We start from the raw sequence: 23,829 nt of genomic DNA on the forward strand, positions 1-23,829 counted from the left end.
AATAAAAAAACCAAGACCCAACAGCAGAGGACCACTCCCATGACACTGAAACGTCTGATCACCACATTTGCCGCCGGGATCACCGCGGCAGGACTCACCGCCAGCGCGGCGCTGGCCCAGACCGAGCTGACCTATTCCTCGTGGATTCCGTGGAGTCACCCGGTCAACCTCAACATTTACATCCCCTGGATCGAAGCGATCGAGAAAGAAAGCGAAGGCCGCATCACCTTCAAACGGCTGCCCAAACCTGTCTCCTCACCGCCTGCGGCGCTGGACGCGGTGCGCACCGGTCAGGCCGATGTCTCCTTTTCTGTGCATGGCTATGCCCGCAAACAGTTCACCGCCTACCTCTTTGCCGAACTGCCGCTGATGGGCGACAGCGCCGAGGCCACCTCGATCGCGCTGCAACGCACCCATGACAAGTTTCTCGCCGACAAGGACCTGTACAAGGGCGTCCATCTGGTCGGCATGATGATGCACGGCCCCGGTCAGGTGCATCACACCAAGAAGCTGATCGAAAGCCCGGCCGACATGGAAGGCCAGAAGATGCGCACCGGCGGCCCGATCCCGATGGCCATCACCGAGGCCTGGGGCGGCGTGTCAATCCGCCAGCCATCATCGAAATCCTATGAGATCCTGTCCTCGGGCATCGCTGACGGCATCATGTTCCCCTATGAGAGCGTGACCAGCTTCAACCTGACCAACGTCACCAAATACTCGACCAACGTGCCGGGCGGCTGGTATTCCTCCAGCCACTTCCTGTTCATCAACCAGCGCGCCTATGACAAGCTGCCGGACGAGGACAAGGCCATCATCGACAAATACTCTGGCGAAGCTTTCGCCAAACTGGCGGGTCATGGCTGGGACGTGATCAACACCAAGGGGCTTGAGGATCTCAAGGCCAATGGCAACACCATCGTCGATGCCTCCCCCGCACTGATGAGCGCCATCACCGAGTTGCGCGACGGCTTCCTCGCCGATTACTACGTCGCGGCCGAAGCCGAAGGTGTCGATGGCAAGGCCATGTACGCATACTTCAAGGCCCAGATGGCCGAACTGACGGCCGAATAAGGCCCGGGGAGCATCCGACGTGGACATTCAAAGCACTTATGGGACCGCGGATCATATCCGCGGTTTCACCCCGCTGGCGCGTCTTCTGTCGCGCATCGCCTGCCTGCTGCTGTTCTCGATGATGATCATGACCTTTGTCGATGTGGCTGGCCGATACCTGTTTTCCGCGCCCTTACCCGCGGCCTATGAAATGGTGTCGCTGATGATGCCGGCGATCATCTTCTGTGCGCTGCCACTGACCGTCCTGCGCGAGGGTCACGTCACCGTTGATCTGCTCGACCATCTCATCCCGGCGCCGCTGGCCCGGCTGCAGTCGGTGGCGGTGCATCTGTTCAGCGCCACGGCGCTGGGGCTGATCACCTGGCGGCTGGCGGTCAAGTCGATGGACCAACGCTATTACGAAGAGGTGACGGATGAACTCTATCTCAACCTTTGGCCGTTCAGCGCCCTGATGGCCGTCCTGTGCGCCGTGGCCACGCTGTCCGCACTTGCCAATATCATGCTGGTGATATCCGGCAGAAAGATCCGGGGATAAACCGACATGACCGAAGCCCTCGTCGGCCTTGCCGTCCTGCTGATCCTTGCCTTCCTGCGCATTCCCATCGCCTTTGTGATGGCATTGGTGGGCTTTGCCGGCATGGCCTGGGTCAACAGCCCGATGGCCGCGCTTTACAACGTCGGCCAGACCGCGTTTGACGCCGCCATAAATTATGAACTCTCGGTCGTGCCGCTATTCGTGCTGATGGGCAATTTCGTCGCCCGCGCCCGGCTCGCGGCCGAGCTTTACAATGCCTCCAACGCCTTTCTCGGCCACCGCAAGGGCGGGCTTGCCATGGCCACGGTCGTGGCCTGCGGCGGGTTCTCGGCGATCTGCGGATCGTCGCTGGCCACGGCGGCGACCATGTCCAAGGTCGCGATGCCCTCGATGCGGCGGTTCGGCTATTCGGATTCGCTGGCCACCGGCTCAATCGCGGCGGGCGGTACGCTGGGCATCCTGATCCCACCCTCGGTCATGCTGGTGATGTACGGCATTCTGACCCAGCAAAGCATCGGCAAACTGTTTGCCGCCGGTATCCTGCCCGGCGCGATCGGCATGCTGTTTTACCTGCTGGCGGTGCGCTGGGTGACATGGCGTCGCCCGCAAGAGGGCCCTGCCGCCCCTCGCCAGACCTGGCCGGAACGGCTGCGCGCGCTGCGCTCGGTCTGGGGCGTTCTGATCCTGTTCATCGTGGTGATGGGCGGCATCTATGGCGGTATCTTCTCTCCCACCGAAGCGGCGGGTATCGGCGCGCTCGGCTCGTTCCTTTTCGCGCTCTTTCGTGGTGCGCTGAACTGGAACGTGTTCATGGAAATCCTCGAGGAAAGCGTCGCCACCACGGCGATGCTGTTTGCCGTGCTGATCGGGGCGCTGTTGTTCGCGAACTTCATCAACCTGACGGACTTTCCGCAGGCGCTGGTGCGGATCGCGATGCAGTTTCAGGAAACCCCGTGGCTGGTGATCACCGCCATTCTGGTGATCTACCTGCTGTTGGGCTGCGTGTTCGAGAGCATGTCGATGATCCTGCTCACGGTGCCGATCTTCTATCCGCTGGTGATGCAGCTGGGCTATGACCCGATCTGGTTCGGGATCGTGGTGGTGGTGGTGACCGAGATCAGCCTGATCACCCCGCCGGTCGGTCTCAACGTCTTTGTGCTGCGCGGCGTGCTGCCTGACGTGAGCACCGGCACCATCTTCAAAGGGGTCACGCCGTTTTGGGTGGCCGATATCTTCCGGCTGTCGCTGATCGTGCTGGTGCCTTGGATATCGACCTGGTTGGCCACCTATGTGGTCTGAGCGATGTCTAGGCCGCGACGGTAAAGCCGACGCGGCCCAGCCCCCCCATCGTGACCTCCACCTGCCGCGCTTCCGGGTCCAGGACCCGCAGCGGCAGGTGGGTGCCGCACATCACCACCATGCCGGGGTCCAGCCGCTGCCCGCGCCGGGCCAGATGCCCGATCAGCCAGGCCACCGCATCGCAGGGGTGCTGCGGTGCCGCGCCGGTGGCCGTGCCCACCCGCGCGCCGTCCAGATCAAGCGTCACCTCCAGCGCGTCAAGATCAAGCGCATCGGGCGCGATGCTGCCACGGCCCAGCACGATCCCGGCGTTGAACACATTGACCGCGATCGCCTGCGCCAGTTCGACCTTTGGCATCGGAACGCCACGCTGGTCGATCAACTCGATCGCCGGGCGAAAACACACGATCGCGGCCATCGCGGTGGCCCGGTCCACCGGCCCGTCCAGATCCGCCACCCCCGGCCCCATCACCGCGGCAAGCTCGGGCTCGATCCCGATTTCCTGAAACCGGGAGCTGTGCAAAACGGCATCGCTTTCGTACATTTCATCGGCAAGGATGCGCCCCGCCGCCGGGTCCGACACCCCGAAATGCGCCATCTGCGGCGCCCCGTTCACCGCCAGTTTGTGCCCGCCCACGCGCGCATTGGTGGCGGCGACAAGTGCCTCCTGAAACGCATAGGCGGTCTCAAACGGCGCGCCCTCCAGCCCCTCGGGCATCTCATAGGCGCGCACCTCGGCCCGTGCCGTTGCGGCGGCGGCGGCCAAGCCCTGCAATTCCACGCTCAATTCTCTGCTCATCGCGGCAAACTCCCTGCCAATTTTTTCTTTTGTCCCGCCCATGTTGCCGCCCACAAGCGGCGAAATCCAGACCGAACCGCTTCCTCGGAGGACTTATGACCGACCCTGCTTCCAAACCCCGCAAACTGCGCTCCCGCGTGACCACAGACGGGCTTGACCGGGTGCCGCACCGGGCCTTTTATCGTGGCATGGGCCTTGATGACGATGCCATCTCGCGCCCGATGATCGGCGTGGTCAGCACCGCCGGAGAGACCTCGCCCTGCAACGCAAATCTGGGCGATCAGGCGGCGCATGCCTATCGCGGCGTGCAAGAGGCCGGCGGAACCCCGCGGGAATTCACCACCATTTCGGTCTCGGACGGGTTCTCGATGAACCATCAGGGCATGAAAAACTCGCTGATGTCGCGCGAGGTGATCGCGGATTCCGTCGAACTGGTGATGCGCGGGCACGCCTATGACGGGCTGGTGGCCTATGGCGGCTGCGACAAGAACCTGCCTGCGATGATCATGGCGATGGTGCGGCTGAACACGCCGTCGGTTTTTGTCTATGGCGGCTCGACCCTGCCGGGGGAGTACAAGGGCAAGACGATCAGCATCCTCGACACTTATGAGGGCGCTGGCGCGGTGATGACCGGCGAGTTGGATCAGGCCGAGTTGGACGCGATGGAGCGCGCGGCAATGCCCACCGTCGGCGCCTGCCCCGGCCAGTTCACCGCCAATACCATGGGCATGGTCGCCGAGGTTCTGGGCGTCTCGCCGCTGGGCTCGGCGCTGATCCCGGCGGTGTTTGCCGAACGTGCCGCGCTGGGCCGCAAGGCGGGCAAGATGGTAATGCAGATCCTTGAGAAGAATGGCCCGCTGCCGCGCGATCTGATCACACGTAAAAGTCTGGAGAACGCCTGCGCCATCGTCGCCGCTACCGGAGGCTCGACCAATGCCGGGATGCACCTTTGCGCCATCGCGCATGAGGCGGGCATCCCGTTCACCATGGATGATGTCGGCGCGGTTTTTGAGCGCACACCGCTGATCGGCAACCTGCGTCCGGGGGGGCAGTATTACGCGCTCGACGTGCACCGGTTGGGCGGTGTGCCGGTGATCGTCAAGGAATTGATCGCCAACGGCCATATGCACGGGGACACCCTGACCCTGACGGGCCAGACGCTGGCCGAGGCGGTGGCCGATGCCCCTGCCCCGGATGGCGACGTGATCCATCCGGTATCCAACGCGCGCGACAGCTCTGGCGGGGTTATCGTGCTGAAAGGCAATCTTGCGCCGCTGGGTGCCTTCATCAAGGTGGCCGGGTTGAAGACCCGTGTGCATGAAGGGCCAGCCCGCGTGTTTGAAAGCGAAGAGGAGTGCATGGCCGCCGTGCGCAAACGCGATTACGCCGAGGGCGAGGTCATCATCATCCGCAACGAGGGGCCAAAAGGCGGCCCGGGCATGCGCGAGATGCTGGGGCCGACGGCGGTGATCTATGGTCAGGGCATGGGCGAAAAGGTGGCCTTGGTCACCGATGGCCGCTTTTCCGGCGCGACGCGGGGCATGTGCATCGGCTATCTCTCGCCCGAGGCGGGCGATGGTGGGCCGCTGGCGCTGGTTGAAAACGGTGATTTGATCCGTATCGACACCCGCGAGGCCCGCGCAATCGACCTGCTGGTGGATGCGGCGACGTTGGAGCAACGCCGCACCGCGCTGGCGGCCCGCCCGCCGCGCCGCCTTGCCGGGGTGCATGAGAAATACGCCGCCCAAGTTCAAAGCGCCTATTACGGTGCGGTGACCCATTCTGGCGCGGCCGAGTGGCCGATGGATGGGCTTGACGATGAATAAGCCGCGACTGGGATATCGACTGGGGTATCTGGGCACCGGGCTGATGGGCGGGCCGATGGTGTTGAACCTGCTCAAGGCGGGCTATGAGGTAACGGTCTGGAACCGCACCGCGTCGAAATGCGACGCGGCGGTCGCCGCCGGGGCGCGCCGTGCCGACAGCCCGGCGGATCTGGCCCGGCAAAGCGATGTGGTCATGGCCTGCCTGACCAATGCCGCCGCGGTCGAGGCGGTGCTGTTCGGCGCGAATGGCATCGCCGAGGTAGCGGGGCCGCAGCTTTTCGTCGACTTTTCCTCGATGGACCCTGAGCAGACCAAAGGTTTTGCGGATCGGTTGCGCGCGGCGAATGGCATGGGCTGGGTGGATGCCCCGGTCTCGGGCGGCACACCGGCGGCAACCGCTGGCGCGCTGACCATCATGGCGGGCGGCGCGAAGGCGGATTTCGCGCTGGCCGAACCGGTGATGGCCCCGCTGGCACAGCGGGTCACCCATATGGGCCCGGTCGGCAGCGGCCAGATGACCAAGTTGGTCAATCAGATTATCTCGGGCTGCACCATGGCGGTGGTGGCCGAGGCGGTGCAGTTCGCCAAGACCAAGGGCGTCGATGCCACCCGCCTGACCGAGGCACTCGCCGGCGGGTTTGCCGATTCAAAGCCGTTTCAACTGCTGGCCCCGCGCATGGCGGCGAAGACGTTCGAGAATCCGCTGGGCACGGTGGCGATGATGCTGAAGGATCTCGACACCGTGGCACAGGTCGGCGACGACAACTCAGCGCTGCCGATGACCGAAACCGCCCGCGCCCTGATGCGTGCGGCCTGCGATCAGGGCCACGCGCAGGACGATATCTCGACCATTATTCTTGCCTTGAAAGGACGGACATGACCACCATCGGCATGATCGTGCCCCCCGCCGCCGGGGCTGTGCCACCAGAGCCGCCGCAGCTTTATCCCGATCTGGAGTTTATCGCGACCGGGCTCGCCATCCCAGAGGTGACGCCAGAGGGCTTCAATCAGGTGATCGACCGGCTGTCCGATCTGGCCGCTGACCTCAAGGCGCGCGGGGCGCAAGCGATCTCCTTGATGGGCACCTCGCTCAGCTTCTATCGCGGGCCGGAGGGCAACGCCGAGGTGTTGCGAGCCTTGCGCACGGGCAGCGGGGTACCGGTGACGACAATGACCGACTCGGTGCTGGCCGCGCTGACTGCGGTCGGGGCGAAACGGGTTGCCGTCGCCACCGCCTATACCGATCCGGTCAATCAGGCGCTGACCCGCTATCTCACCGCTTTCGGCTATGAGGTGGTGGCGCTGGAGGCGATGCATCTGAAAACCGTGGACGAGGTTTTTGCCACCACCGATGACGACCTGATCGCGCTGGGGAACCGGGCGATCAAGGCGGCGCCGGGGGCCGATTGCCTGTTCATCTCCTGCGGTGGTTTGCACACATTGCCGGTGATCCCGGTGCTGGAAACGGCCCATGATCTGCCGGTGATTTCCAGCGCCACCGCCGGGGCCTGGGGGGCGGCGCGACTGGCGGGGCATTCTGGCCGCACGCCGGGGTATGGGCGGCTGTTCGAGGTCTGAGCCCCGACGCCCGACCAAGGCAAAAACCAAAGGGCCGCCCCGCTGCCGGGACGGCCCTTTCTTCATAGGACTGTGGCCCGCCTATTGCGGAATATAGGCCGTGGCCTCGATCTCCAACAGCGCCTCGTCTTCCAGCAGATCCGCCACCACCAACAGCGACATGGCTGGAAAATTGCGCCCCAGAACCGCGCGATAGGTTTTGCCGATCTCGCCCTGATGCGCCATGTATTCCGCCTTGTCCTTGACGAACCATGTCAACCGCGTGACGTGCTCGGCCCCGCCACCTGCGGCCTTAACCACATCAAGGATATTCTTCAGCGCCTGCTCCATCTGACCGATGAAATCATGGCGTTCGAACTTCTGCTCGGCGGTCCAGCCGATCTGGCCGCCCACATAAAGCGTCCCGTCCTGTGCCAGAATACCGTTGGCATAGCCTTTGGCCGGGGCCCATCCTTCGGGTTGGATAACCGTGTTCGTCATGTCGTGCCTTTCTGTTCGCTATTGTCTCAGGTGACCCGCGACCGGGTCTGATATTTCTCATCGCGCCACAGCGCGTTGCCGATCACATCCTCGATGATCTCGGCGGCGGCGATCACGTCGCCCTCGTCGATGTAAAGCGGCGTAAAGCCAAAGCGCATGATGTCGGGGGCGCGGAAATCGCCGATCACGCCACGATCGATCAGCGCCTGAATCGCCGCATAGCCATGTTCGAACTTGAACGAGACCTGACTGCCCCGGATCGCGCCATCGCGCGGGGTCGCCAGTTCCAATTGCGGGCAACGGGCCTCGATCTCGACGATGAAGCGATCGGTCAGGGCCAGCGAGGCGGCGCGCAGATCCGCCATATCCACCCCGTCCCAAGCGGTCAGCGCCTGTTGCAGCACCGTCAATTGCAGGATCGGCGGCGTGCCCACCCGCAAGCGTTCGGTCGACATCGCGGGGCGATAGTGCCGCTCCATCGCGAAGGGCGCATCATGGCCGAGCCAGCCCGACAGCGCCGGTTGCACATCCTGCACGATATCCGGGCGTGCATAGATGAAGGCCGGCGCACCGGGGCCGCCATTGAGGTATTTATAGGAACACCCAACCGCGAATTCGGCATTGCTGCCGGTCATATCCACCGGCACCGCACCGGCGCTATGGGCCAGATCCCAGATCATCACCGCGCCCGCGTCATGGGCCAGCTTGGTGATCGCATTCATGTCGTGCATCCGGCCTGTGCGGTAATCGACCTGCGTCAGCATCACCACCGCAACCTCATCTGTGATGGCCTCGGCCACCGCCTCGGGATCGGGCGCGCGCAATTCATAGCCCTGCCCCAACAGCCCGACCAACCCTTCGGCCATATACAGATCAGAGGGGAAGTTTCCATTGTCCGACAGGATCACGCGGCGATCCGGGCGTATTTTCAACGCCGCCGCCAGCGCCTGATAGACCTTGATCGACAGCGTATCACCCGTGGCGACCGAGCCCGCCGGCGCGCCGATCAATTCCCCGATCCGGTCCCCGACCACGCGCGGCAGATCCATCCAGCCAGCGCTGTTCCACGCCTTGATCAGCTCGCCGCCCCACTCGGCGCGCATCGCCTCGCTGACCCGCTCCACCGCGCCCTTCGGCAGCGGCCCCAGCGAGTTTCCGTCAAGATAGATAACCCCCTTGGGCAGATCGAACAGATCCTTCCGGGGCAATGATGATTGGCTCATTCTACAGTTCTCCGCGCAAATGCCACAGTTCGGGAAACAGCTCCACATCCAGCATCCGGCGCAGATATTGCACCCCCGAGGTGCCGCCGGTGCCGCGTTTGAACCCGATCACCCGTTCCACCGTGGTGACATGGTTAAAGCGCCAGCGGCGGAAGTAGTCCTCCAGATCCATCAGCTTTTCAGCCAGCTCATAGAGCGTCCACCATTGCTCGACGTTCTCATAAACCTGTTTCCATTTCGCCTGCACCTCTGGCACGGCCTTGTGCGGCTGGTCCAACTGCGGTGCGGGAACTTTGGCGTCGGGCCCGTCGATGGTGGTGAACAAAAGCCGGATCACCTCGTCGTAAAAGCTGGGCCGGGCCAGTTCATCCGCCAGCAACTGATGCACCTCGGGCACATGCTCATGGGGTTTGAGCATATTGGGATTCCGGTTGCCCAGAATGTATTCGATCATCCGGTACTGATAGGATTGGAACCCCGACGACGGCCCAAGCGCATCGCGGAACTGGGTATAGTCCGCCGGTGTCATCGTGCGCAGCACATCCCAGGCGTTGTTGAGCTGCTCAAAAATGCGCGACACCCGCGCCAGCATCTTGAACGCCTGCGGCATCCGTCCCGCGTTCATCGCCACGCGCGCCGCCGCCATTTCGTGAATGGCCAGCTTCATCCACAGCTCGCTGGTCTGGTGCTGGATGATGAACAGCATCTCATCATGCGCGGTGCTCAGCGGGCGCTGCTGCTCCAGCAAGGTGTCGAGCCCAAGATAATCGCCATAGGACATGGCATCGGCAAAGCTCATCTTGGCGCCCTCGGTACCGGGGTTATAGGCAGAGCCGGTCATTCTGTTTCCTTCAGTCTGAAGCGTTGAATCTTGCCGGACTCGGTCTTGGGCAATTCCTTGGCGAAGACAACCGAGCGCGGGTACTTAAAGGGCGCGATCACCGCCTTGACGTGATCCTGCAGCACCTTGACCATCAAATCGCCCGGCAGATGGCCCGCGCCAAGAACCACATGCGCCTGCACGATCTGGCCGCGCGCCTCGTCGGGGGCGCCGATCACCGCGCATTCCAGCACCGCCTCATGCGCCAGCAGCGCCGCCTCGACCTCGGGCCCCGCGATGTTATAGCCCGACGACAGGATGATGTCGTCATTGCGCGCGGCAAAGTGAAAATAGCCGTCCTCGTCCTGAACAAAGGCATCCCCGGTGACGTTCCAACCGTTCTGGACATATTCAGCCTGCCGCTCGCCGTAAAGATAGCGACAGCCGGTCGGACCACGCACCGCAAGCCGCCCAACCTCACCGCGCGCCACCTCGGCCCCGTCCGGCCCGATGACCTTTGCCTCATAGCCGCTCACCGGTCGGCCGGTGCAGGCGGGCTTGTGGTCATCAAACCGGTTGGTAACAAAAATATGCAGCATCTCGGTCGCACCGATCCCGTCCAGCATCGGCTTGCCGGTCTGTTTGATCCAAGCGTCATAGACCGGCGCAGGCAAGGTTTCACCGGCCGAGACCGCAGCGCGCAGCGACGACAGATCGGCCCCCGCATCCATCGCCACCAACATCGCGCGATAGGCGGTCGGCGCGGTGAAACAGACGGTCGCCTTATATTTTTCGATGATCTCGATCATGTTGGGGGGCGAGGCGTTTTCCAACAAGGTCGCCGCCGCCCCGAACCGCAGCGGAAAGATCGCGAGCCCGCCAAGCCCAAAGGTAAAGGCCAGCGGCGGCGAGCCGATGAAGATATCCTCTGGCGTGACGTTCAGCACCTCTTTGGCATAGCCGTCGGCGATGATCAGCAGATCGCGGTGAAAATGCATCGTCCCCTTGGGCTCGCCGGTGGAACCCGAGGTAAATCCGATCAGCGCCACATCGTCCTGCGATGTTTCTACCGCGTCGAACTTTACCGGTTTTTGCAACGCCAGCCGATCCAGTTCCGCGTCGTGGTTCGAGGTGCCATCGAACCCCACCACGGTTTCCAGCACGTCGCTGCCCTTGGCGCAGGTGATCATCTCTTCCATCAGGCGGGTATCGCACAGCGCATGGGTGATCTGCGCCTTGTCGACGTATTTCGCCAACTCGCCCGCGCGCAGCATCGGCATGGTATTGATCACCACCGCCCCGGCCTTGGTTGCCGCCAGCCAGCAGGCCACCATCGCCGGGTTGTTGGCGGAGCGGATCATCACCCGGTTGCCGGGCTTGACGCCGAAATCATCGACCAGCACATGCGCCAGACGGTTGGTCCAGTCGCTGAGCTCCTTATAGGTGCGCCGCCGCCCGTTGCCGATCAGCGCGATATGATCGCCAAAGCCTTTCGCGACCATGGCGTCCGTCATCTCCACCGCAGCGTTCAGCCGGTCGGGATAGTCAAAGCCATCAAGCAACAGGTCAGGCCAGGTCTCTGGCGCCGGCAGGTTGTCGCGGCTGAACGTGTCGGTATGGGCAGATGGTCTGAGCATTGGGTCTTCCCTCTCCTGAATGGAACCGGGATCCGCCGTCTGGCGCGGCGTTCTCCCGGACCTGTTTTTCCTGTCTTAGCCTTGCTGAAACGCCCCAAGCGCCTGGCGCGCGATCACCACACGCTGCACATCCGAGGCGCCCTCGTAAATGCGCAGGGCGCGGATGTCGCGATAAAGCCGCTCCACCGTCTCGCCCGAGCGCACCCCGTCGCCGCCGTGAAGCTGCACCGCCTTGTCGATCACCAGTTGCGCATGATCGGTGGCGAACAGCTTGGCCATCGCCGCCTCTCGCGTGACCCGTGGCGCGCCGCTATCCTTGGTCCATGCGGCGCGGTATACCAGCAGCGCGGCGGCATCCACATCCAGCGCCATATCGGCGATATGCCCCTGCACCATCTGCAACTCGAACAGCGGCGCGCCTTGCACCTTGCGGCTGCTGACCCGCGCCAGCGCCTCGTCCAGCGCCCGGCGGGCAAACCCCAGCGCGGCGGCCGCAACGGTCGAGCGGAACACATCCAGCACCGACATGGCGATCTTGAACCCGGCACCGGGCGCCCCCAGCAAAGCCGAGGCCGGAATGCGACACTCGGTGAAGCGCAGCGTCGCCAGCGGGTGCGGTGCGATCACCTCCAGCCGCTCGGCGATCTCCAGCCCCGGCGTGTCCGCCGGCACGATAAAGGCCGACAACCCCTTGGCGCCGGGCGCCTCGCCGGTGCGGGCAAATACGGTATAGACATCCGCGATGCCGCCGTTCGAAATCCAGGTCTTCTCGCCGTTCAGAACATAGAAATCCCCGTCCCGCGTGGCGGTCATGGTCGAATTGGCAACGTCCGAGCCCGAGGCCGGCTCGGTCAGCGCAAAGGCGGAAATCGCCTTGCCGGCCCGCGTCTGTGTCAGCCACTCGGCGCGCTGCTCCGGGGTCCCGAACAGCGAAATCGCCCCGGTCCCCAACCCCTGCATCGCAAAGGCAAAATCAGCCAACCCGTCATGGCGCGCCAGCGTCTCGCGGATCAGGCACAGGCTGCGCACGTCCAGCCCGGTGCCGGTCGCCGGATCAACGGCGGAATGGGTCAGGAACCCGGCCTCGCCCAGCCCGGTGACCAGCGCGCGGCAGGCAGCATCGGTATCGCCGTGATCGATGGCGGCGAGATGCGTGCCCGCCCAAGTCTCCAGCGCCTCGGACAGCGCGGCATGGCGCGGTTCGAAAAACGGCCAGCTCAGAAAACTGCGGTCAGACATTCGGGATCTCTCCTGCTTCTTCTTGGTCAAAATACTCCCGCCGGAGGCACCCGCCCCCGACGACAGGCCCGGCCCTTGCCGGACCGGGCGCTGGCTCAATCGCCCTCAAAGACGGGTTTTTCCTTGGCGACAAAGGCATGATAGGCGCGGTGGAAATCCTGCCCCTGCATACAGATCGCCTGCGCCTGCGCCTCGGCTTCGATCGCTTGATCCAGCCCCATCGACCATTCCTGCGCCAGCATGGTCTTGGTCATCATATTGGCGAAATTCGGTCCCGACGCGATGCGCGCGGCCATCTTCTGCGCCGTCGCGTCCAGTTCATCCGCCGAAACGACGCTGTTGAAAAAGCCCCAGGCGTGGCCCTCCTCTGCGCTCATCGCGCGGCCCAGATACAACAGTTCGGCAGCCCGGCCCTGACCGATCAGGCGCGGCAGGATCGCGCAGGCGCCCATGTCACAGCCCGCCAGCCCGACCCGGTTGAACAGGAATGCCACCTTCGCCTCGGGCGTTGCCACCCGCAGATCGGACGCCATCGCGATGATCGCCCCGGCCCCGGCACAGATGCCGTCCACGGCGGCGATAATCGGCTTGCCGCAGTTTTGCATCGACTTGACCAAGTCCCCGGTCATCCGGGTAAAGGTCAAAAGTTGTTTCATCGTCATCTTGGTCAGCGGCCCGATGATGTCATGCACATCCCCGCCCGAGCTGAAATTGCCGCCGTTCGAGGTGAACACCACCGCCTTGACCTCGTCATCATAGTGCAGGTCACGGAACCAGTCGCGCAATTCGGCATAGCTGTCGAAGGTCAACGGGTTTTTCCGCTCGGGCCGGTCCAGCGCGATGGTCGCGATGCCGTCTTTGATCTCGCATTTGAAATGCTGCACGTCGCTGCGCATGGTCAGTCTTTCTCCTCAAGTGTGTCGTTCAAATAATCAAGCCGGCGGATCATGCCCTCGACATCGTCGCCGTTGAGCCGATCCAGCATATCGTTGATCCAGTGTTCATGCGCCACCGCCTGCTCGGCAAAGGCGGTTTCGCCCTTGGGCGTCAGCCGCACCAGCGATGCACGCCGGTCCCCCGGCACCGCAACGCGCAACGCCAGCCCCTCTTCGGCCAGCCGGTCGACAATGCCGGTGACATTGCCGTTCGACACTCGCAGCATGCCCGAGATCTGCGACATTTTCAGCCCGTCCGGGCTGCGCGCCAGCGCCGACATCACGTCAAAACGCGGCAGCGTCGATTGATAGTCCTCGCGCAGGCGGCGCCGGATCTGGTCTTCGATCTGGTTGGAGGCCTTGAGCAGCTTGAGCCACAGCCGCAACCTCATCTTGGACAGCGGCTCTTGCCCCCCGGAGGCAACGGAGTGCGATTGCGGTGTCATGTCTCCCCCCCCGAAATGCTGAGCGCATGGCCATTGACCGAGCGCGCCGCGTCAGAACACAGCCACAGCGCGGCACCGGCCACTTCATCGGTCTGGATGAACCGCTTTTGCGGGTTGCCCGATTTCAGAGATTTTGCCGCCTGCTCCGCGCTCATGCCAGTGGTTTCGACGATATTGTCGATCGAACGCTCCAACAGCGGCGTTTCGATGAATCCGGGGCACAGGGCGTTGACCGTGATCCCGGTCGCGGCCAATTCCACCGACAGCGCCCGCGTCAGGCCCAGAACCCCGTGCTTGGCCGCGCAATAGGCCGCCACGTAAGGGTAGCCTTTCTGTGCTGCGGTCGAGGCCACGGCGATCATCCGGCCCCAGCCCGCCGCCTTCATGTCCGGCAGCGCCGCCTGCCAGCAATTCGACACCCCGACCAGATTGACCGCCAACATCGAATTCAGATGCTCTGGCGTCATCTTGGCAAAGGGCACGCTGTCGGCGGCGCCCGCGTTGGCCACCATGATCGAGATCGGCCCATGTTGCGCGCGCGCGGCGGCGAAGGCGGCCTGAACAGAGGCCGCATCCGTCACATCACACAGCTGATAGGGCAGCCCCTGCGCCTTGAGCGGTGCCTCGGAGCGGCCCATGATCGTGACCTGCGCCCCGGCCTCGGCCAGGGTGCGGGCGACATCCGCCCCCACCCCGGTGCCGCCACCGGTGACAACGGCATGTTTGCCCGCGAGGCTCATACCTTCATCGCCGCTTCTGCTTCGCGCTCACGTTCGGCCAGACGCCAGATCATATCGCGACCGGCGCGATAGGCATCGGGCCAGACCGCATGGCGATCGCCCAGTTGCGCGCCCGCATGCAGCGTCCAATAGGGATCAGCCAGATGCGCCCGCGCCAGACAGACCAGATCCGCCCGGCCCGCCATCAGGATCGAGTTGACGTGGTCGGCCTCATAGATATTGCCCACGGCCATGGTCTTGATCCCGGTCTCGTTGCGGATGCGATCCGAGAACGGCACCTGGAACATACGGCCATAGACCGGTTGTTCGTCCGACATGGTCTGCCCGGCAGAGACGTCGATGATATCCACGCCCGCCGCGTCAAACGCCTTGGCGATCTCCACCGCATCTTCGGGCAGGTTGCCCTCCTCCCCGACCCAGTCATGGGCCGAGATCCGCACCGACATCGGCTTGGCCTGCGGCCAGACCGCCCGCATCGCCTTGAACACTTCGAGCGGAAAGCGCAGCCGGTTTTCAAGGCTGCCGCCGTATTCGTCGCTGCGTTTGTTGGTTGCCGGCGACAGGAAGGAGCCGATCAGATAGCCGTGGGCGGCGTGAAATTCGATCATGTCGAACCCGGCCCGCTCGGCCATTTCAGCCGCCGCGACGAACTGATCGCGCACCATGTCCATATCGGCGCGGGTCATTTCACGCGGGGTTTGGCTGGCGGGTTTATAGGGCAACGGCGAGGGCGCGATAAGATCCCAGTTGCCCTGCGGCAGCGGCGCGTCGATGCCGCCATCCCAAGGCACACAGGTCGATGCCTTGCGGCCCGCATGTCCGATCTGGCAGCACATCTTGGCCAGCGTTTCCGCGTGTACGAAATCGGTCAGACGTTTCCACGCCGCCTCATGCTCGGGCGCATAAAGGCCGGGGCATCCGGGCGTGATCCGCCCCTCCGGGCTGATACAGGTCATCTCGGTATAGACCAGCGCCGCGCCGCCCTTGGCACGTTCGGAATAATGGCCGAAATGCCAGTCGGTCGGGCAGCCATCCACCGCCTTGTACTGCGCCATGGGCGAGACAACGATGCGGTCGATCAGGTCCATCTCGCGCAGTTTGAACGGCGCGAACATCGGCGCACGCACCGGCGCGTCCTCGGGGACACCGGCGTGAACCTGAAACCATTTCTCGGCCGATTCCAGCCATTTGGGATCGCGCAGACGCAGGTTTTCATGGGAAATCCGCTGCGACCGGGTCAACAGGGAATAGTTGAACTGAACCGGGTCCAGATCGAGATAGCGCTCGACCTCCTCGAACCACTCCAGCGAATTGCGCGCTGCCGATTGCAGCCGCAGAACCTCGACCCGCCGCTCTTCCTGATAGCGCTCAAAAGCGGCCTCAAGCGTGGGTTCCGTATGCACGTAGTTGGCTAGGGCAATGGCACTGTCAAACGCCAGACGAGAGCCCGACCCGATCGAGAAATGCGCCGTGGCCGAGGCATCGCCCAGCAACACGACATTCTCGTGATACCATTTTTCGCACAATACCCGGGGGAAGTTGATCCAGACCGCCGAGCCGCGCAGATGGTCGGCGTTCGACATCAGCTTGTGTCCGCCCAGATGATCCTCGAACACCTTGCGGCAGGTCTCGACGATCTCTTCCTTGCTCATATCCTCAAAGCCGAAATTTTCCCAGGTCTGCTGCGAACATTCGACGATGAAGGTCGCGGTCTTGTCATCGAATTGATAGGCATGCGCCCAGATCCAGCCGTGCTGGGTCTTTTCAAAGATAAAGGTAAAGGCATCATCAAACCGCTGATGTGTGCCCAACCAGATGAACTTGCATTTGCGGGTGTCGATATCGGGTTTGAAATACTCGGCGTATTCGGTGCGCACGCGGGAATTCAGCCCATCACAGGCCACCACCAGATCATAATCGTGCCGAAGGGATTCGGCAGTGTCGAACTCGGTCTCGAACCGTAGATCGACGCCCAACTCGCGGGCCCGATCCTGCAACAGGACCAGCATCTGTTTGCGACCGATCCCGGCGAACCCATGTCCGCCCGACACATTGCGCACGCCATCATGCACCACCGCGACATCATCCCAATAGGCGAAATGATCGCGGATGGATTCGGCGCTGACCGGATCATTCACGCGCAGGTTTTCCAGCGCATCATCGGACAGAACCACGCCCCAGCCGAACGTATCATTGGCGCGGTTGCGCTCGAACAACACGACCTCATGGCTCGGGTCGCGCAGCTTCATCGAAATCGCGAAATAGAGCCCTGCCGGCCCCCCACCCAAACACGCAATACGCATGAGGTCATTCTCCTATGGCTGTTTTCCAATGGCCGAACACCCGACCGTTGAGGAGAGGCTAGCGTGAGTCGAAATTTCCTTCAAGCTTAAACATTATATACATCAAACATCACTGATTGAACTTTCAAACAGACCATTTCAGACCTGCCTAAAAGGCGCACGCCGGTGCCACGCCCCTGAATCCGCTAGCGGGGCGCAGCAGCAGATATTGCAGACGCGATTGGCAAAGCGCCGTAGGTCGGGATAAGACCGGGATATGTCCGATCCGATTTCAACCATCCGCAATCTTGGCCCCGCGTCCGAGCAAAGCTTTGCGCGCGCCGGGATCCACACGGCTGACGCATTGCGCGCGCTTGGGGCCGATGCGGCCTATGCGCGGCTGCTGGCAGCGGGCACCCGGCCCCACTTCATCGGATACTATGCGCTTGTCATGGGGCTGCAGGGCCGCCCCTGGAATGATTGCCAGGGCGACGAAAAGGCGGCGCTGCGCCGTCGTTTTGACGCGATCCGGTCTGCGAGCAAGGGCGGCGCAGATCCCGCCCGCAGCGCGCTTGAGGCCGCGCTCGACGCCATCGGGGTGATCGAAAGGCGGCGCTGACCCAGCGGGTCGCGACAGAAACCGAAACACAAAAAAAGGCGGCCCGGACACCCGGACCACCCTTTCTCTTTTCGACGACTTTTGACGCCTATTCAACTCCGCGCGAGAGCTTACTTCGCGCCCTCCAGCACATGGCCATAAAGGTCGCGCAGCGTGCGCTTGAGAACCTTGCCCGTCGCGTTGAGCGGCAGCGCATCGGTGAACACCACCCGGTCGGGGATCTGCCAGCTGGCGATCTTGTCCTCGTAGTAGGCGCGCAGTTCTTCTTCGGTCGGGGTCTCATCCTCGGCCGGCACGGCGATCAGAATCGGGCGCTCGTCCCATTTCGGGTGTGGCACGCCGATCACCGCCGCATTGGCCAACTTGGGATGGCCCATGGCGATGTTTTCCAGCTCGACCGAGCTGATCCATTCGCCGCCCGACTTGATGATGTCCTTGGACCGGTCGCGGATGGTCATATAGCCATCCTCGTCCAGCGTGGCGACATCGCCGGTGGCGAACCAGCCGTCCTGCAGAATGTTCTGATCATCCATACGGAAATAGCTGTCCAGCACCCAATGCCCGCGCACCAGCAGATCGCCCTGTGCCTCGCCGTCATTGGGCAGGGTGTTGCCATGATCGTCGACGATCTTCAGCTCGACACCAAACGGCGGCCGACCCTGGTTTTCGCGCAGCTTGTGCTGCGCCTCTTCGGTCAGCGCCTTGTGCTTGGCCAGCGGCTGGTTCGAGGTGCCCAGCGGGCTCATCTCGCTCATGCCCCAAGCATGCACCGTCTCCACGCCATAGGTATCGCGGAATTCCGCGATCATCGAGGGCGGACAGGCCGAACCGCCGATCACGGTTCGGGCCAGGCTATCCAGTTTCGACCCCGCCTGGCGCGCATAGGTCAACAGCCCCAGCCAGATCGTCGGCACCCCCATTGCCAGCGTCACACCGTGGCCATCGATCAGCTTGACCAGCGCTTCACCAGACAGATCCGGTCCCGGCATCACCATCGCCGCCCCGGACATCGCGCAGCCATAGGGCGCGCCCCAAGCGTTGACGTGGAACATCGGAACCACCGGCATCACGATATCGCGCGCCGAATAGCCGATCACGTCAAGCGTATTCGACGCAAAAGCGTGCAGCACGGTCGAGCGGTGGGAGTACAGAACGCCCTTGGGATGCCCCGTGGTTCCCGAGGTATAGCACAGGCTCGAGGCGGTATTCTCGTCAAACTCGGGCCATTGGTAATCCGCATCTCCGGTCTGAATAAAATCATCGTAGAACATCACCCCCGGAAGCTGCTCGGACAGTTTGTCCTCATGCGGCCCCATCACGATCACATGCTCAAGCTTGGGCATTTGATCGCGCAGCTTTGCCACCAGCGGCAGGAAGGTGGCATCGACGAACAACACCTTGTCGTCGGCGTGATCGACGATATAGACAAGCTGCTCCGGGAACAGCCGGGGGTTGATCGTGTGACAGACGAAACCGCCCCCTGACGCCCCGTAATAGATCTCCAGATGGCGCCGGTTGTTCCAGGCGATGGTACCGCACCGCGCTTGTGGCTCCAGCCCCAGCTTGGTCAAGGCCGAGCCCAGCAGGCGCGCGTTGTGCCCCACCGCGCCCCAACTCGTCTCCTCGGCACCGCCGCCGGTCGTATTCACCGAAATGATCGGCGTGTCGGCGTGATACCGCACGGCGTGATCGATCAGGGACGAAATCAGCAAGGGTTTGGTCATCATCTGGCCAAGCATGGCGCACTCCTCGGTGTTGCCCTCGGGCGACAGCGGCCCGAACATTAAATTTTCGAGAAGCCTGAACGCCGCGCGATCCGGTCCGATCACGTCTGACGCCCATCTTCCTCCCACGCCGTTCCTGCCAAACCGCAAAGGGGCTGGCAATATCTTACGTTCCGTAAAACCCGACCGGGAAATAACTTTCCGTCACCCAGCAAACCGCCGGGCACAATAATCTTGCCGAGACGTCTTTACGCACGTAGCACAGCGGACATGGATTTACGCTATCTCACCCCGCTCACGCCCGCGGAGCAACTCGCCCAGGGTCTCGCCGCATCGCAACCGATGGCCATGGCCGACCGGGTGCGGTTTTCCGAACTCGACACCCAGAACCACGTCAACAACAAGGCCTATATCGACTGGTTCGAGAGGGTGCGGATCGTGCACCTGAACCAGGTGATCGTTCCGCACTATGCCCCCGGCCCCGCGCCCCGCGTCGCCCTGCACAGCGCCAGCATCCGCTATCACAAGGAAATGCTCGCGGAGGAGCCCTATATCGCCACAGCTGGCGTCGTGACCTTCCGCACCAGCTCTCTCACGCTGGAGCAACAGATCTGGTCCGGCGATCTGCGCGCCACGATGCAGGCCGTGATGGTCATGCTGCGCCCGGACGGCTCCGGCGCGCGCTATCCTTTGCCCGAAGATCTGTGCGCCCATTTCATCGCCGAAGAGGGCGCACGCCGTGACGCCTAGGCTAGGCTAGCCGCCATGCTGGCGCAAGTGATCGACCAGCGCCAGGGTTGAGCCATCCAACCCCTCGCCAGTCTCATCTCCTGCCAGTATCGGCGTCAGCCAGGTCGCCACCTCCTTGCCCAGTTCGACCCCGAACTGATCGAAGGAATTGATCCCCAGGATCACCCCCTCGACGAACACCCGGTGTTCGTAAAGCGCAATGAGCTGGCCCAGCACAAACGGGGTAAGCTGCGGATAGCTCAACGTGACCGAGGGGCGATTGCCCTCGAACACCCGATGCCGCGCCTGACGCTCCAGCTCGGCGCCCTGCATCCCCTGTGCTTCCATCATCGCGCGGGCCTGATCCAGCGAGCGGCCCAGCATCAGCGCCTTGGACTGAGCCAGACAATTGGCCATCAACAGCCGGTGGTGATGCGCCATTTCTGGTTCATGCCCCCGCGCCGCAATCAGGAATTCACAGGGCACCACATCGGTGCCCTGATGCAGCAGTTGGAAGAAGGCATGCTGCCCGTTGGTCCCCGGCTCGCCCCAGACAATCGGCCCGCTGCGCCCCTCCAGCGCGCTGCCATCCATCGCCACCGACTTGCCGTTTGATTCCATCTCCAACTGCTGAAGATAGGCCGGCAGACGCGCGAGACGTTGGTCATAGGGCAGCACCGCGCGGGTCGGAAAGCCGCAGACACGGCTGTGCCAAAGCCCGGTCAGCGCCATCAGCACCGGCAGGTTTTCGCCCCAGGCGGCCGTGCGGAAATGGGCGTCCATCGCCTGCCCGCCGCGCAAAAACTCGACAAAGGTGTCCGGCCCGACGGCGATCATCAAGGGCAACCCGATCGGGCCCCAGATCGAATACCGCCCACCGACCCAGTCCGCGAACCCGAACACCCGCTCGGGCGGGATACCAAAGGCCCCGGCCAAGGCACCCGCGCAAGAGATCGCAGAAAACTGCCGCGCCGGATCGCCGCCCCCGCGTTGCATCCAGTCGCGCGCGCTGTGCGCATTGGTCATCGTCTCGACCGTGGTAAAGGTCTTGGACGACACATTGACCCAAGTGGTTTTCGGATCGAGCCCCTTCAGCGTGTCAGCAAGATGCGCCCCATCCACGTTGGAGACATAATGCAGCCGTGGTCCGTCATGATAGGGCGCCAGCGCCAGCGTCGCCATCGCCGGCCCCAGATCCGAGCCGCCGATCCCGATGCTGATGACATCGGTAATCGCCCCGCCAGAGCCGGACAGCGTCCCGTCGCGCAGCGCGCGGGAAAAATCCTGCATGCGCGCCAGACCGCTGCGCACCTGCGGCATCACATCCTGCCCCTCGACCAGCACCGGCCCGCCGTCAAGATTGCGCAGCGCCGTATGCAAGGCCGCGCGATGCTCGGTTTCATTGACCAGCGCGCCGCCAAACATCGCCGCGCGCCGCCCGGCCAGATCCACGCGGTCACACAGCGCAATCAGCGCCGCGCGGATCGACGCGTCAATCAAGGTCTTGGAATAATCCAGCCGCAGCGCGTCTGTTTGGGCGCTGAACCGTGCCGCACGCTCCGGATCTTCTTTAAACTGCCCGACGATCCGCCGCCCCTGCGTCCGGTCGTGCAGGGCTTTCAATTCCTGCCACATAAATCGCTATACCTCAAATCTTACTCTGAATCGCTCATCGGTTATTCTGCCCAATGTATCGTGGTGCCCTTCAGGATCGCCTGCACCGGGGCGTCCTGCGGGGAAAGGGAGGTCGCGCGATCCAGCGCCGCGCGTTTCTCCTCGCCATAAATCACCAGATGTTTCGACAGCGCCCCGTCCAGCACCCGCGCGCTCAGCGAGATCCGCGGCTCCGGAACGCCATCGGGGCGCAGCCTGGCCAGCACCGGCGCATCCGGCGCCAATGCCGCCGCCAGCCCCTCGGCGCCGGGAAACAGCGAGGCCACGTGCATGTCGCTGCCCATGCCCAGCAACAGAACCGAAATCGGCAGTTCCCGGGTCAGCCTCGCCTCGATCCCGACCAGCCCCTCATCGGCGCCGTCATCAGGCGCCCACAGCGGCAGGAACCGGGCGCGCGCGGCCCGATGGGTGATCAACCTCTCGCGGATCAGCCGCGCGTTGGAGCGGGAATGATCGGCCGGGACACAGCGTTCATCGGTGGGGAAAACATGCACCCTTTCCCAATCCAGATCGGCAGCGCAGAGCGTGTCGAACACCGCCCCCGGCGTCGTCCCCCCCGGCACCGCGAAAGAGGCGCTGTCATGGCGCAAAAGATGCGATTCCAGCTCTCCCGCCAGTCGGTTGGCCAGATCCATGGCCAGCATTTCCCGGTCCGGATACTCCACTAAGTTCATGGATTGATCCCTCGCCATCCTCTCCCGTCGCGCTTCATCAGCAGGTCCGCATCAACCGGACCGGTGGTGCCGATGACATAGGGTTTAGGCACATCGCCGCGCGACTGCCAGCCCGCAATCACCGGATCGGTCCAGGCCCAGGCCTCCTCGACCTCGTCGCCGCGCATGAACAAGGTCTGATTGCCCCGGATCACATCCATGATCAATCGCTCATAAGCATCGGCGGGATCGCGCCCGTCTGGCCCCAGCGCCTCGGCGAAACTCATGTCGAGCGGCACATCCACCAACCGCATGCCGCCCGGCCCCGGCTCTTTGATGGTCACATGCAGCGTGATCCCCTCGTTGGGTTGCAAGCGGATGGTCAGGGTATTGGCATGACGCCCCGCATCGGCGCCGAAAATCGAATGCGGCGCATCCTTGAACATCACGTTGATCACCGAGGATCGTGCCACCAACCGCTTGCCGGTGCGCAGATAGAACGGTGTCCCGGCCCAACGCCAATTGCTGATATGGGCCTTCAACGCGATATAGCTTTCGGTCGTGCTGCGCGGATTGCCCACCTCGTCGCGATAGCCCAGCGGCCCATCAGTCCCCGCAGGCACCGCGGGATCGGCGACATACTGGCCACGCACGATATGATGCGGCGACATCGCGTCCAGCGCGCGGATCACCTTGAGCTTTTCATCGCGCACCGCGTCAGGCTCGAACTTTGCCGGTGGTTCCATCGCGATCAGGCACAAAAGCTGCATCAGGTGGTTTTGCACCATATCCCGCATCGCGCCGGCGCGATCATAATAGTCACCGCGCCCGCCGACACCAACGGACTCAGCGACGGTGATCTGGATGTGATCCACATACTGGCTGTTCCACAGCGGCTCGAACAGCATATTGCCGAACCGCACCGCCATCAGGTTCTGCACAGTCTCCTTGCCCAGATAGTGGTCGATGCGATAAATCTCGCTCTCGTCGAACTGCTCGGCCAGCGTGGCATTCAACGCCCGCGCACTGGCCAGATCATGACCAAAGGGTTTTTCCACCACGATCCGCGTCAGATCCGAGACCAGACCGAATTCGCGGATCCGACGCGCCAGATCACCAAACAGGCTTGGCCCGACCGAGAAATAAAATGCCCGCACCCGCCCCGGCGTCAGCTTTGCGGCCAGCGCCTCCCAGCCCTTCGAGCCGCGAGCGTCGATCCGCTGATAGTCGACGCAGGCCAGAAATCCATCCAGCATCCCCGGCTCACCGGCCTGTTTCGGGCTGAATTCGCGCACAGCATCGGCCACGAGATCGCAGAACGCATCCTGGCTCATGTCGCTGCGCGCCGCGCCGATCACCCGCGCGCCTTTCGGCATCTGTCCGGCACAGAACCGCCGGAACAACGCCGGCAGGATCTTGCGCCGCCCCAGATCCCCGGTCGCGCCCACCACCACCAGGTCGAACGGATCCACCGGTATCACCAGCGACGCCATATTGATCCTCCTGCCGCATTGCCTTGC

At 63.4% G+C, this 23,829-nt stretch carries 22 protein-coding genes; 8 read left to right on the top strand and 14 right to left on the bottom strand.

Annotated features, from left to right (window positions below):
* Window positions 1-39 precede the first annotated feature (39 nt).
* The 3 genes from E1B25_RS10005 to E1B25_RS10015 are packed head-to-tail and all read left to right on the top strand — an operon-like array spanning window position 40 to window position 2,905.
* A complete protein-coding gene (locus tag E1B25_RS10005) occupies window positions 40-1,071 on the top strand; it encodes a TRAP transporter substrate-binding protein (protein WP_165937593.1) in 1,032 nt (343 codons plus the stop codon).
* Window positions 1,072-1,090: 19 nt separating this feature from the next.
* On the top strand, window positions 1,091-1,606 hold the full coding sequence (locus tag E1B25_RS10010) for a TRAP transporter small permease (protein WP_132828889.1): 516 nt from the start codon (window positions 1,091-1,093) through the stop codon (window positions 1,604-1,606).
* 6 nt (window positions 1,607-1,612) lie between these two features.
* Window positions 1,613-2,905, top strand: coding sequence for a TRAP transporter large permease (locus E1B25_RS10015; RefSeq protein WP_132828890.1), 1,293 nt, complete (start codon window positions 1,613-1,615; stop codon window positions 2,903-2,905).
* A 7-nt stretch (window positions 2,906-2,912) separates the two neighbouring features.
* Here the strand turns inward: E1B25_RS10015 and E1B25_RS10020 are convergent, their stop codons facing one another.
* Window positions 2,913-3,704 carry a 2-keto-4-pentenoate hydratase gene (locus E1B25_RS10020; protein WP_165937594.1) on the bottom strand — a complete coding sequence of 264 codons (792 nt, stop codon included), beginning with the start codon at window positions 3,702-3,704 and terminating at the stop codon, window positions 2,913-2,915.
* A gap of 95 nt (window positions 3,705-3,799) precedes the next feature.
* On the opposite strand from E1B25_RS10020, the gene ilvD reads away from it, so the two are divergent.
* Genes ilvD through E1B25_RS10035 form a run of 3 tightly spaced genes read left to right on the top strand, consistent with a single transcriptional unit; the run spans window position 3,800 to window position 7,108 of the window.
* Window positions 3,800-5,530 (top strand): dihydroxy-acid dehydratase, encoded by a 1,731-nt coding sequence (ilvD, locus tag E1B25_RS10025; protein ID WP_132828893.1) that lies wholly within the window; start codon window positions 3,800-3,802, stop codon window positions 5,528-5,530.
* A complete protein-coding gene (locus E1B25_RS10030) occupies window positions 5,523-6,410 on the top strand; it encodes an NAD(P)-dependent oxidoreductase (protein WP_132828895.1) in 888 nt (295 codons plus the stop codon). Before ilvD ends, E1B25_RS10030 begins: the two co-directional genes overlap by 8 nt.
* Window positions 6,407-7,108 (top strand): arylmalonate decarboxylase, encoded by a 702-nt coding sequence (locus E1B25_RS10035; protein ID WP_132828897.1) that lies wholly within the window; start codon window positions 6,407-6,409, stop codon window positions 7,106-7,108. The genes E1B25_RS10030 and E1B25_RS10035 overlap by 4 nt, the downstream gene beginning before the upstream one ends.
* 81 nt (window positions 7,109-7,189) lie before the next feature.
* Here the strand turns inward: E1B25_RS10035 and E1B25_RS10040 are convergent, their stop codons facing one another.
* From E1B25_RS10040 to E1B25_RS10080, 9 genes are all read right to left on the bottom strand, one after another.
* Entirely contained in the window at window positions 7,190-7,588 is a 399-nt protein-coding gene (locus tag E1B25_RS10040) for a RidA family protein (RefSeq protein WP_132828898.1), read from the bottom strand.
* A gap of 26 nt (window positions 7,589-7,614) precedes the next feature.
* Window positions 7,615-8,811 carry a kynureninase gene (kynU, locus tag E1B25_RS10045; RefSeq protein ID WP_132828900.1) on the bottom strand — a complete coding sequence of 399 codons (1,197 nt, stop codon included), beginning with the start codon at window positions 8,809-8,811 and terminating at the stop codon, window positions 7,615-7,617.
* Window position 8,812: 1 nt separating this feature from the next.
* A complete protein-coding gene (gene kynA, locus E1B25_RS10050; RefSeq protein WP_132828902.1) occupies window positions 8,813-9,652 on the bottom strand; it encodes a tryptophan 2,3-dioxygenase in 840 nt (279 codons plus the stop codon).
* The gene (locus E1B25_RS10055) at window positions 9,649-11,268 is read right to left on the bottom strand and encodes an AMP-binding protein (RefSeq protein WP_132828904.1); all 1,620 of its coding nucleotides are present in this window, start codon (window positions 11,266-11,268) and stop codon (window positions 9,649-9,651) included. The genes kynA and E1B25_RS10055 overlap by 4 nt, the downstream gene beginning before the upstream one ends.
* A gap of 75 nt (window positions 11,269-11,343) precedes the next feature.
* Window positions 11,344-12,507: an acyl-CoA dehydrogenase family protein gene (locus E1B25_RS10060; RefSeq protein WP_132828905.1), complete on the bottom strand. Its 1,164-nt coding sequence runs from the start codon at window positions 12,505-12,507 to the stop codon at window positions 11,344-11,346.
* Window positions 12,508-12,602: 95 nt separating this feature from the next.
* Window positions 12,603-13,403 (bottom strand): enoyl-CoA hydratase family protein, encoded by an 801-nt coding sequence (locus E1B25_RS10065; RefSeq protein ID WP_132828907.1) that lies wholly within the window; start codon window positions 13,401-13,403, stop codon window positions 12,603-12,605.
* Window positions 13,404-13,405: 2 nt separating this feature from the next.
* Window positions 13,406-13,888, bottom strand: a complete 483-nt coding sequence (locus E1B25_RS10070; RefSeq protein WP_132828908.1) for a MarR family winged helix-turn-helix transcriptional regulator — start codon at window positions 13,886-13,888, stop codon at window positions 13,406-13,408.
* A complete protein-coding gene (locus tag E1B25_RS10075; protein ID WP_132828910.1) occupies window positions 13,885-14,628 on the bottom strand; it encodes an SDR family NAD(P)-dependent oxidoreductase in 744 nt (247 codons plus the stop codon). The genes E1B25_RS10070 and E1B25_RS10075 overlap by 4 nt, the downstream gene beginning before the upstream one ends.
* Window positions 14,625-16,931, bottom strand: a complete 2,307-nt coding sequence (locus E1B25_RS10080; RefSeq protein WP_132828912.1) for a bifunctional salicylyl-CoA 5-hydroxylase/oxidoreductase — start codon at window positions 16,929-16,931, stop codon at window positions 14,625-14,627. Before E1B25_RS10080 ends, E1B25_RS10075 begins: the two co-directional genes overlap by 4 nt.
* A 256-nt stretch (window positions 16,932-17,187) precedes the next feature.
* Between E1B25_RS10080 and E1B25_RS10085 the strand changes: the two genes are divergently transcribed.
* The gene (locus E1B25_RS10085) at window positions 17,188-17,529 is read left to right on the top strand and encodes a TfoX/Sxy family protein (protein ID WP_132828914.1); all 342 of its coding nucleotides are present in this window, start codon (window positions 17,188-17,190) and stop codon (window positions 17,527-17,529) included.
* Between the two features lie 110 nt (window positions 17,530-17,639).
* Here the strand turns inward: E1B25_RS10085 and E1B25_RS10090 are convergent, their stop codons facing one another.
* Window positions 17,640-19,268 (bottom strand): long-chain-fatty-acid--CoA ligase, encoded by a 1,629-nt coding sequence (locus tag E1B25_RS10090; protein WP_132829008.1) that lies wholly within the window; start codon window positions 19,266-19,268, stop codon window positions 17,640-17,642.
* Window positions 19,269-19,523: 255 nt separating this feature from the next.
* On the opposite strand from E1B25_RS10090, the gene E1B25_RS10095 reads away from it, so the two are divergent.
* Window positions 19,524-20,003 (top strand): acyl-CoA thioesterase, encoded by a 480-nt coding sequence (locus E1B25_RS10095; RefSeq protein ID WP_132828915.1) that lies wholly within the window; start codon window positions 19,524-19,526, stop codon window positions 20,001-20,003.
* Window positions 20,004-20,009: 6 nt separating this feature from the next.
* Here the strand turns inward: E1B25_RS10095 and pgi are convergent, their stop codons facing one another.
* The 3 genes from pgi to zwf are packed head-to-tail and all read right to left on the bottom strand — an operon-like array spanning window position 20,010 to window position 23,802.
* Window positions 20,010-21,617 (bottom strand): glucose-6-phosphate isomerase, encoded by a 1,608-nt coding sequence (gene pgi, locus E1B25_RS10100; protein WP_132828917.1) that lies wholly within the window; start codon window positions 21,615-21,617, stop codon window positions 20,010-20,012.
* Window positions 21,618-21,658: 41 nt separating this feature from the next.
* Window positions 21,659-22,330, bottom strand: a complete 672-nt coding sequence (gene pgl, locus E1B25_RS10105; protein WP_132828919.1) for a 6-phosphogluconolactonase — start codon at window positions 22,328-22,330, stop codon at window positions 21,659-21,661.
* Window positions 22,327-23,802, bottom strand: coding sequence for a glucose-6-phosphate dehydrogenase (zwf, locus tag E1B25_RS10110; protein WP_132828921.1), 1,476 nt, complete (start codon window positions 23,800-23,802; stop codon window positions 22,327-22,329). Before zwf ends, pgl begins: the two co-directional genes overlap by 4 nt.
* Window positions 23,803-23,829: the final 27 nt, after the last annotated feature.

Source organism: Antarcticimicrobium sediminis (genome assembly GCF_004348975.1).
Classification (GTDB): Bacteria; Pseudomonadota; Alphaproteobacteria; order Rhodobacterales; family Rhodobacteraceae; genus Antarcticimicrobium; species Antarcticimicrobium sediminis.

Excerpts from the sequence above, each read along its gene's own strand:
- E1B25_RS10085 (WP_132828914.1), top strand. The coding sequence starts at position 17,188 with ATGTCCGATCCGATTTCAACCATCCGCAATCTTGGCCCCGCGTCCGAG.
- E1B25_RS10020 (WP_165937594.1), bottom strand. The coding sequence starts at position 3,704 with ATGAGCAGAGAATTGAGCGTGGAATTGCAGGGCTTGGCCGCCGCCGCC.
- kynA (WP_132828902.1), bottom strand. The coding sequence starts at position 9,652 with ATGACCGGCTCTGCCTATAACCCCGGTACCGAGGGCGCCAAGATGAGC.
- kynU (WP_132828900.1), bottom strand. The coding sequence starts at position 8,811 with ATGAGCCAATCATCATTGCCCCGGAAGGATCTGTTCGATCTGCCCAAG.
- E1B25_RS10065 (WP_132828907.1), bottom strand. The coding sequence starts at position 13,403 with ATGCGCAGCGACGTGCAGCATTTCAAATGCGAGATCAAAGACGGCATC.
- E1B25_RS10095 (WP_132828915.1), top strand. The coding sequence starts at position 19,524 with ATGGATTTACGCTATCTCACCCCGCTCACGCCCGCGGAGCAACTCGCC.
- E1B25_RS10030 (WP_132828895.1), top strand. The coding sequence starts at position 5,523 with ATGAATAAGCCGCGACTGGGATATCGACTGGGGTATCTGGGCACCGGG.
- E1B25_RS10070 (WP_132828908.1), bottom strand. The coding sequence starts at position 13,888 with ATGACACCGCAATCGCACTCCGTTGCCTCCGGGGGGCAAGAGCCGCTG.
- E1B25_RS10040 (WP_132828898.1), bottom strand. The coding sequence starts at position 7,588 with ATGACGAACACGGTTATCCAACCCGAAGGATGGGCCCCGGCCAAAGGC.
- E1B25_RS10055 (WP_132828904.1), bottom strand. The coding sequence starts at position 11,268 with ATGCTCAGACCATCTGCCCATACCGACACGTTCAGCCGCGACAACCTG.
- E1B25_RS10080 (WP_132828912.1), bottom strand. The coding sequence starts at position 16,931 with ATGCGTATTGCGTGTTTGGGTGGGGGGCCGGCAGGGCTCTATTTCGCG.
- E1B25_RS10075 (WP_132828910.1), bottom strand. The coding sequence starts at position 14,628 with ATGAGCCTCGCGGGCAAACATGCCGTTGTCACCGGTGGCGGCACCGGG.
- pgi (WP_132828917.1), bottom strand. The coding sequence starts at position 21,617 with ATGTGGCAGGAATTGAAAGCCCTGCACGACCGGACGCAGGGGCGGCGG.
- pgl (WP_132828919.1), bottom strand. The coding sequence starts at position 22,330 with ATGAACTTAGTGGAGTATCCGGACCGGGAAATGCTGGCCATGGATCTG.
- zwf (WP_132828921.1), bottom strand. The coding sequence starts at position 23,802 with ATGGCGTCGCTGGTGATACCGGTGGATCCGTTCGACCTGGTGGTGGTG.
- E1B25_RS10015 (WP_132828890.1), top strand. The coding sequence starts at position 1,613 with ATGACCGAAGCCCTCGTCGGCCTTGCCGTCCTGCTGATCCTTGCCTTC.
- E1B25_RS10035 (WP_132828897.1), top strand. The coding sequence starts at position 6,407 with ATGACCACCATCGGCATGATCGTGCCCCCCGCCGCCGGGGCTGTGCCA.
- ilvD (WP_132828893.1), top strand. The coding sequence starts at position 3,800 with ATGACCGACCCTGCTTCCAAACCCCGCAAACTGCGCTCCCGCGTGACC.
- E1B25_RS10060 (WP_132828905.1), bottom strand. The coding sequence starts at position 12,507 with ATGTCTGACCGCAGTTTTCTGAGCTGGCCGTTTTTCGAACCGCGCCAT.
- E1B25_RS10005 (WP_165937593.1), top strand. The coding sequence starts at position 40 with ATGACACTGAAACGTCTGATCACCACATTTGCCGCCGGGATCACCGCG.
- E1B25_RS10090 (WP_132829008.1), bottom strand. The coding sequence starts at position 19,268 with ATGCTTGGCCAGATGATGACCAAACCCTTGCTGATTTCGTCCCTGATC.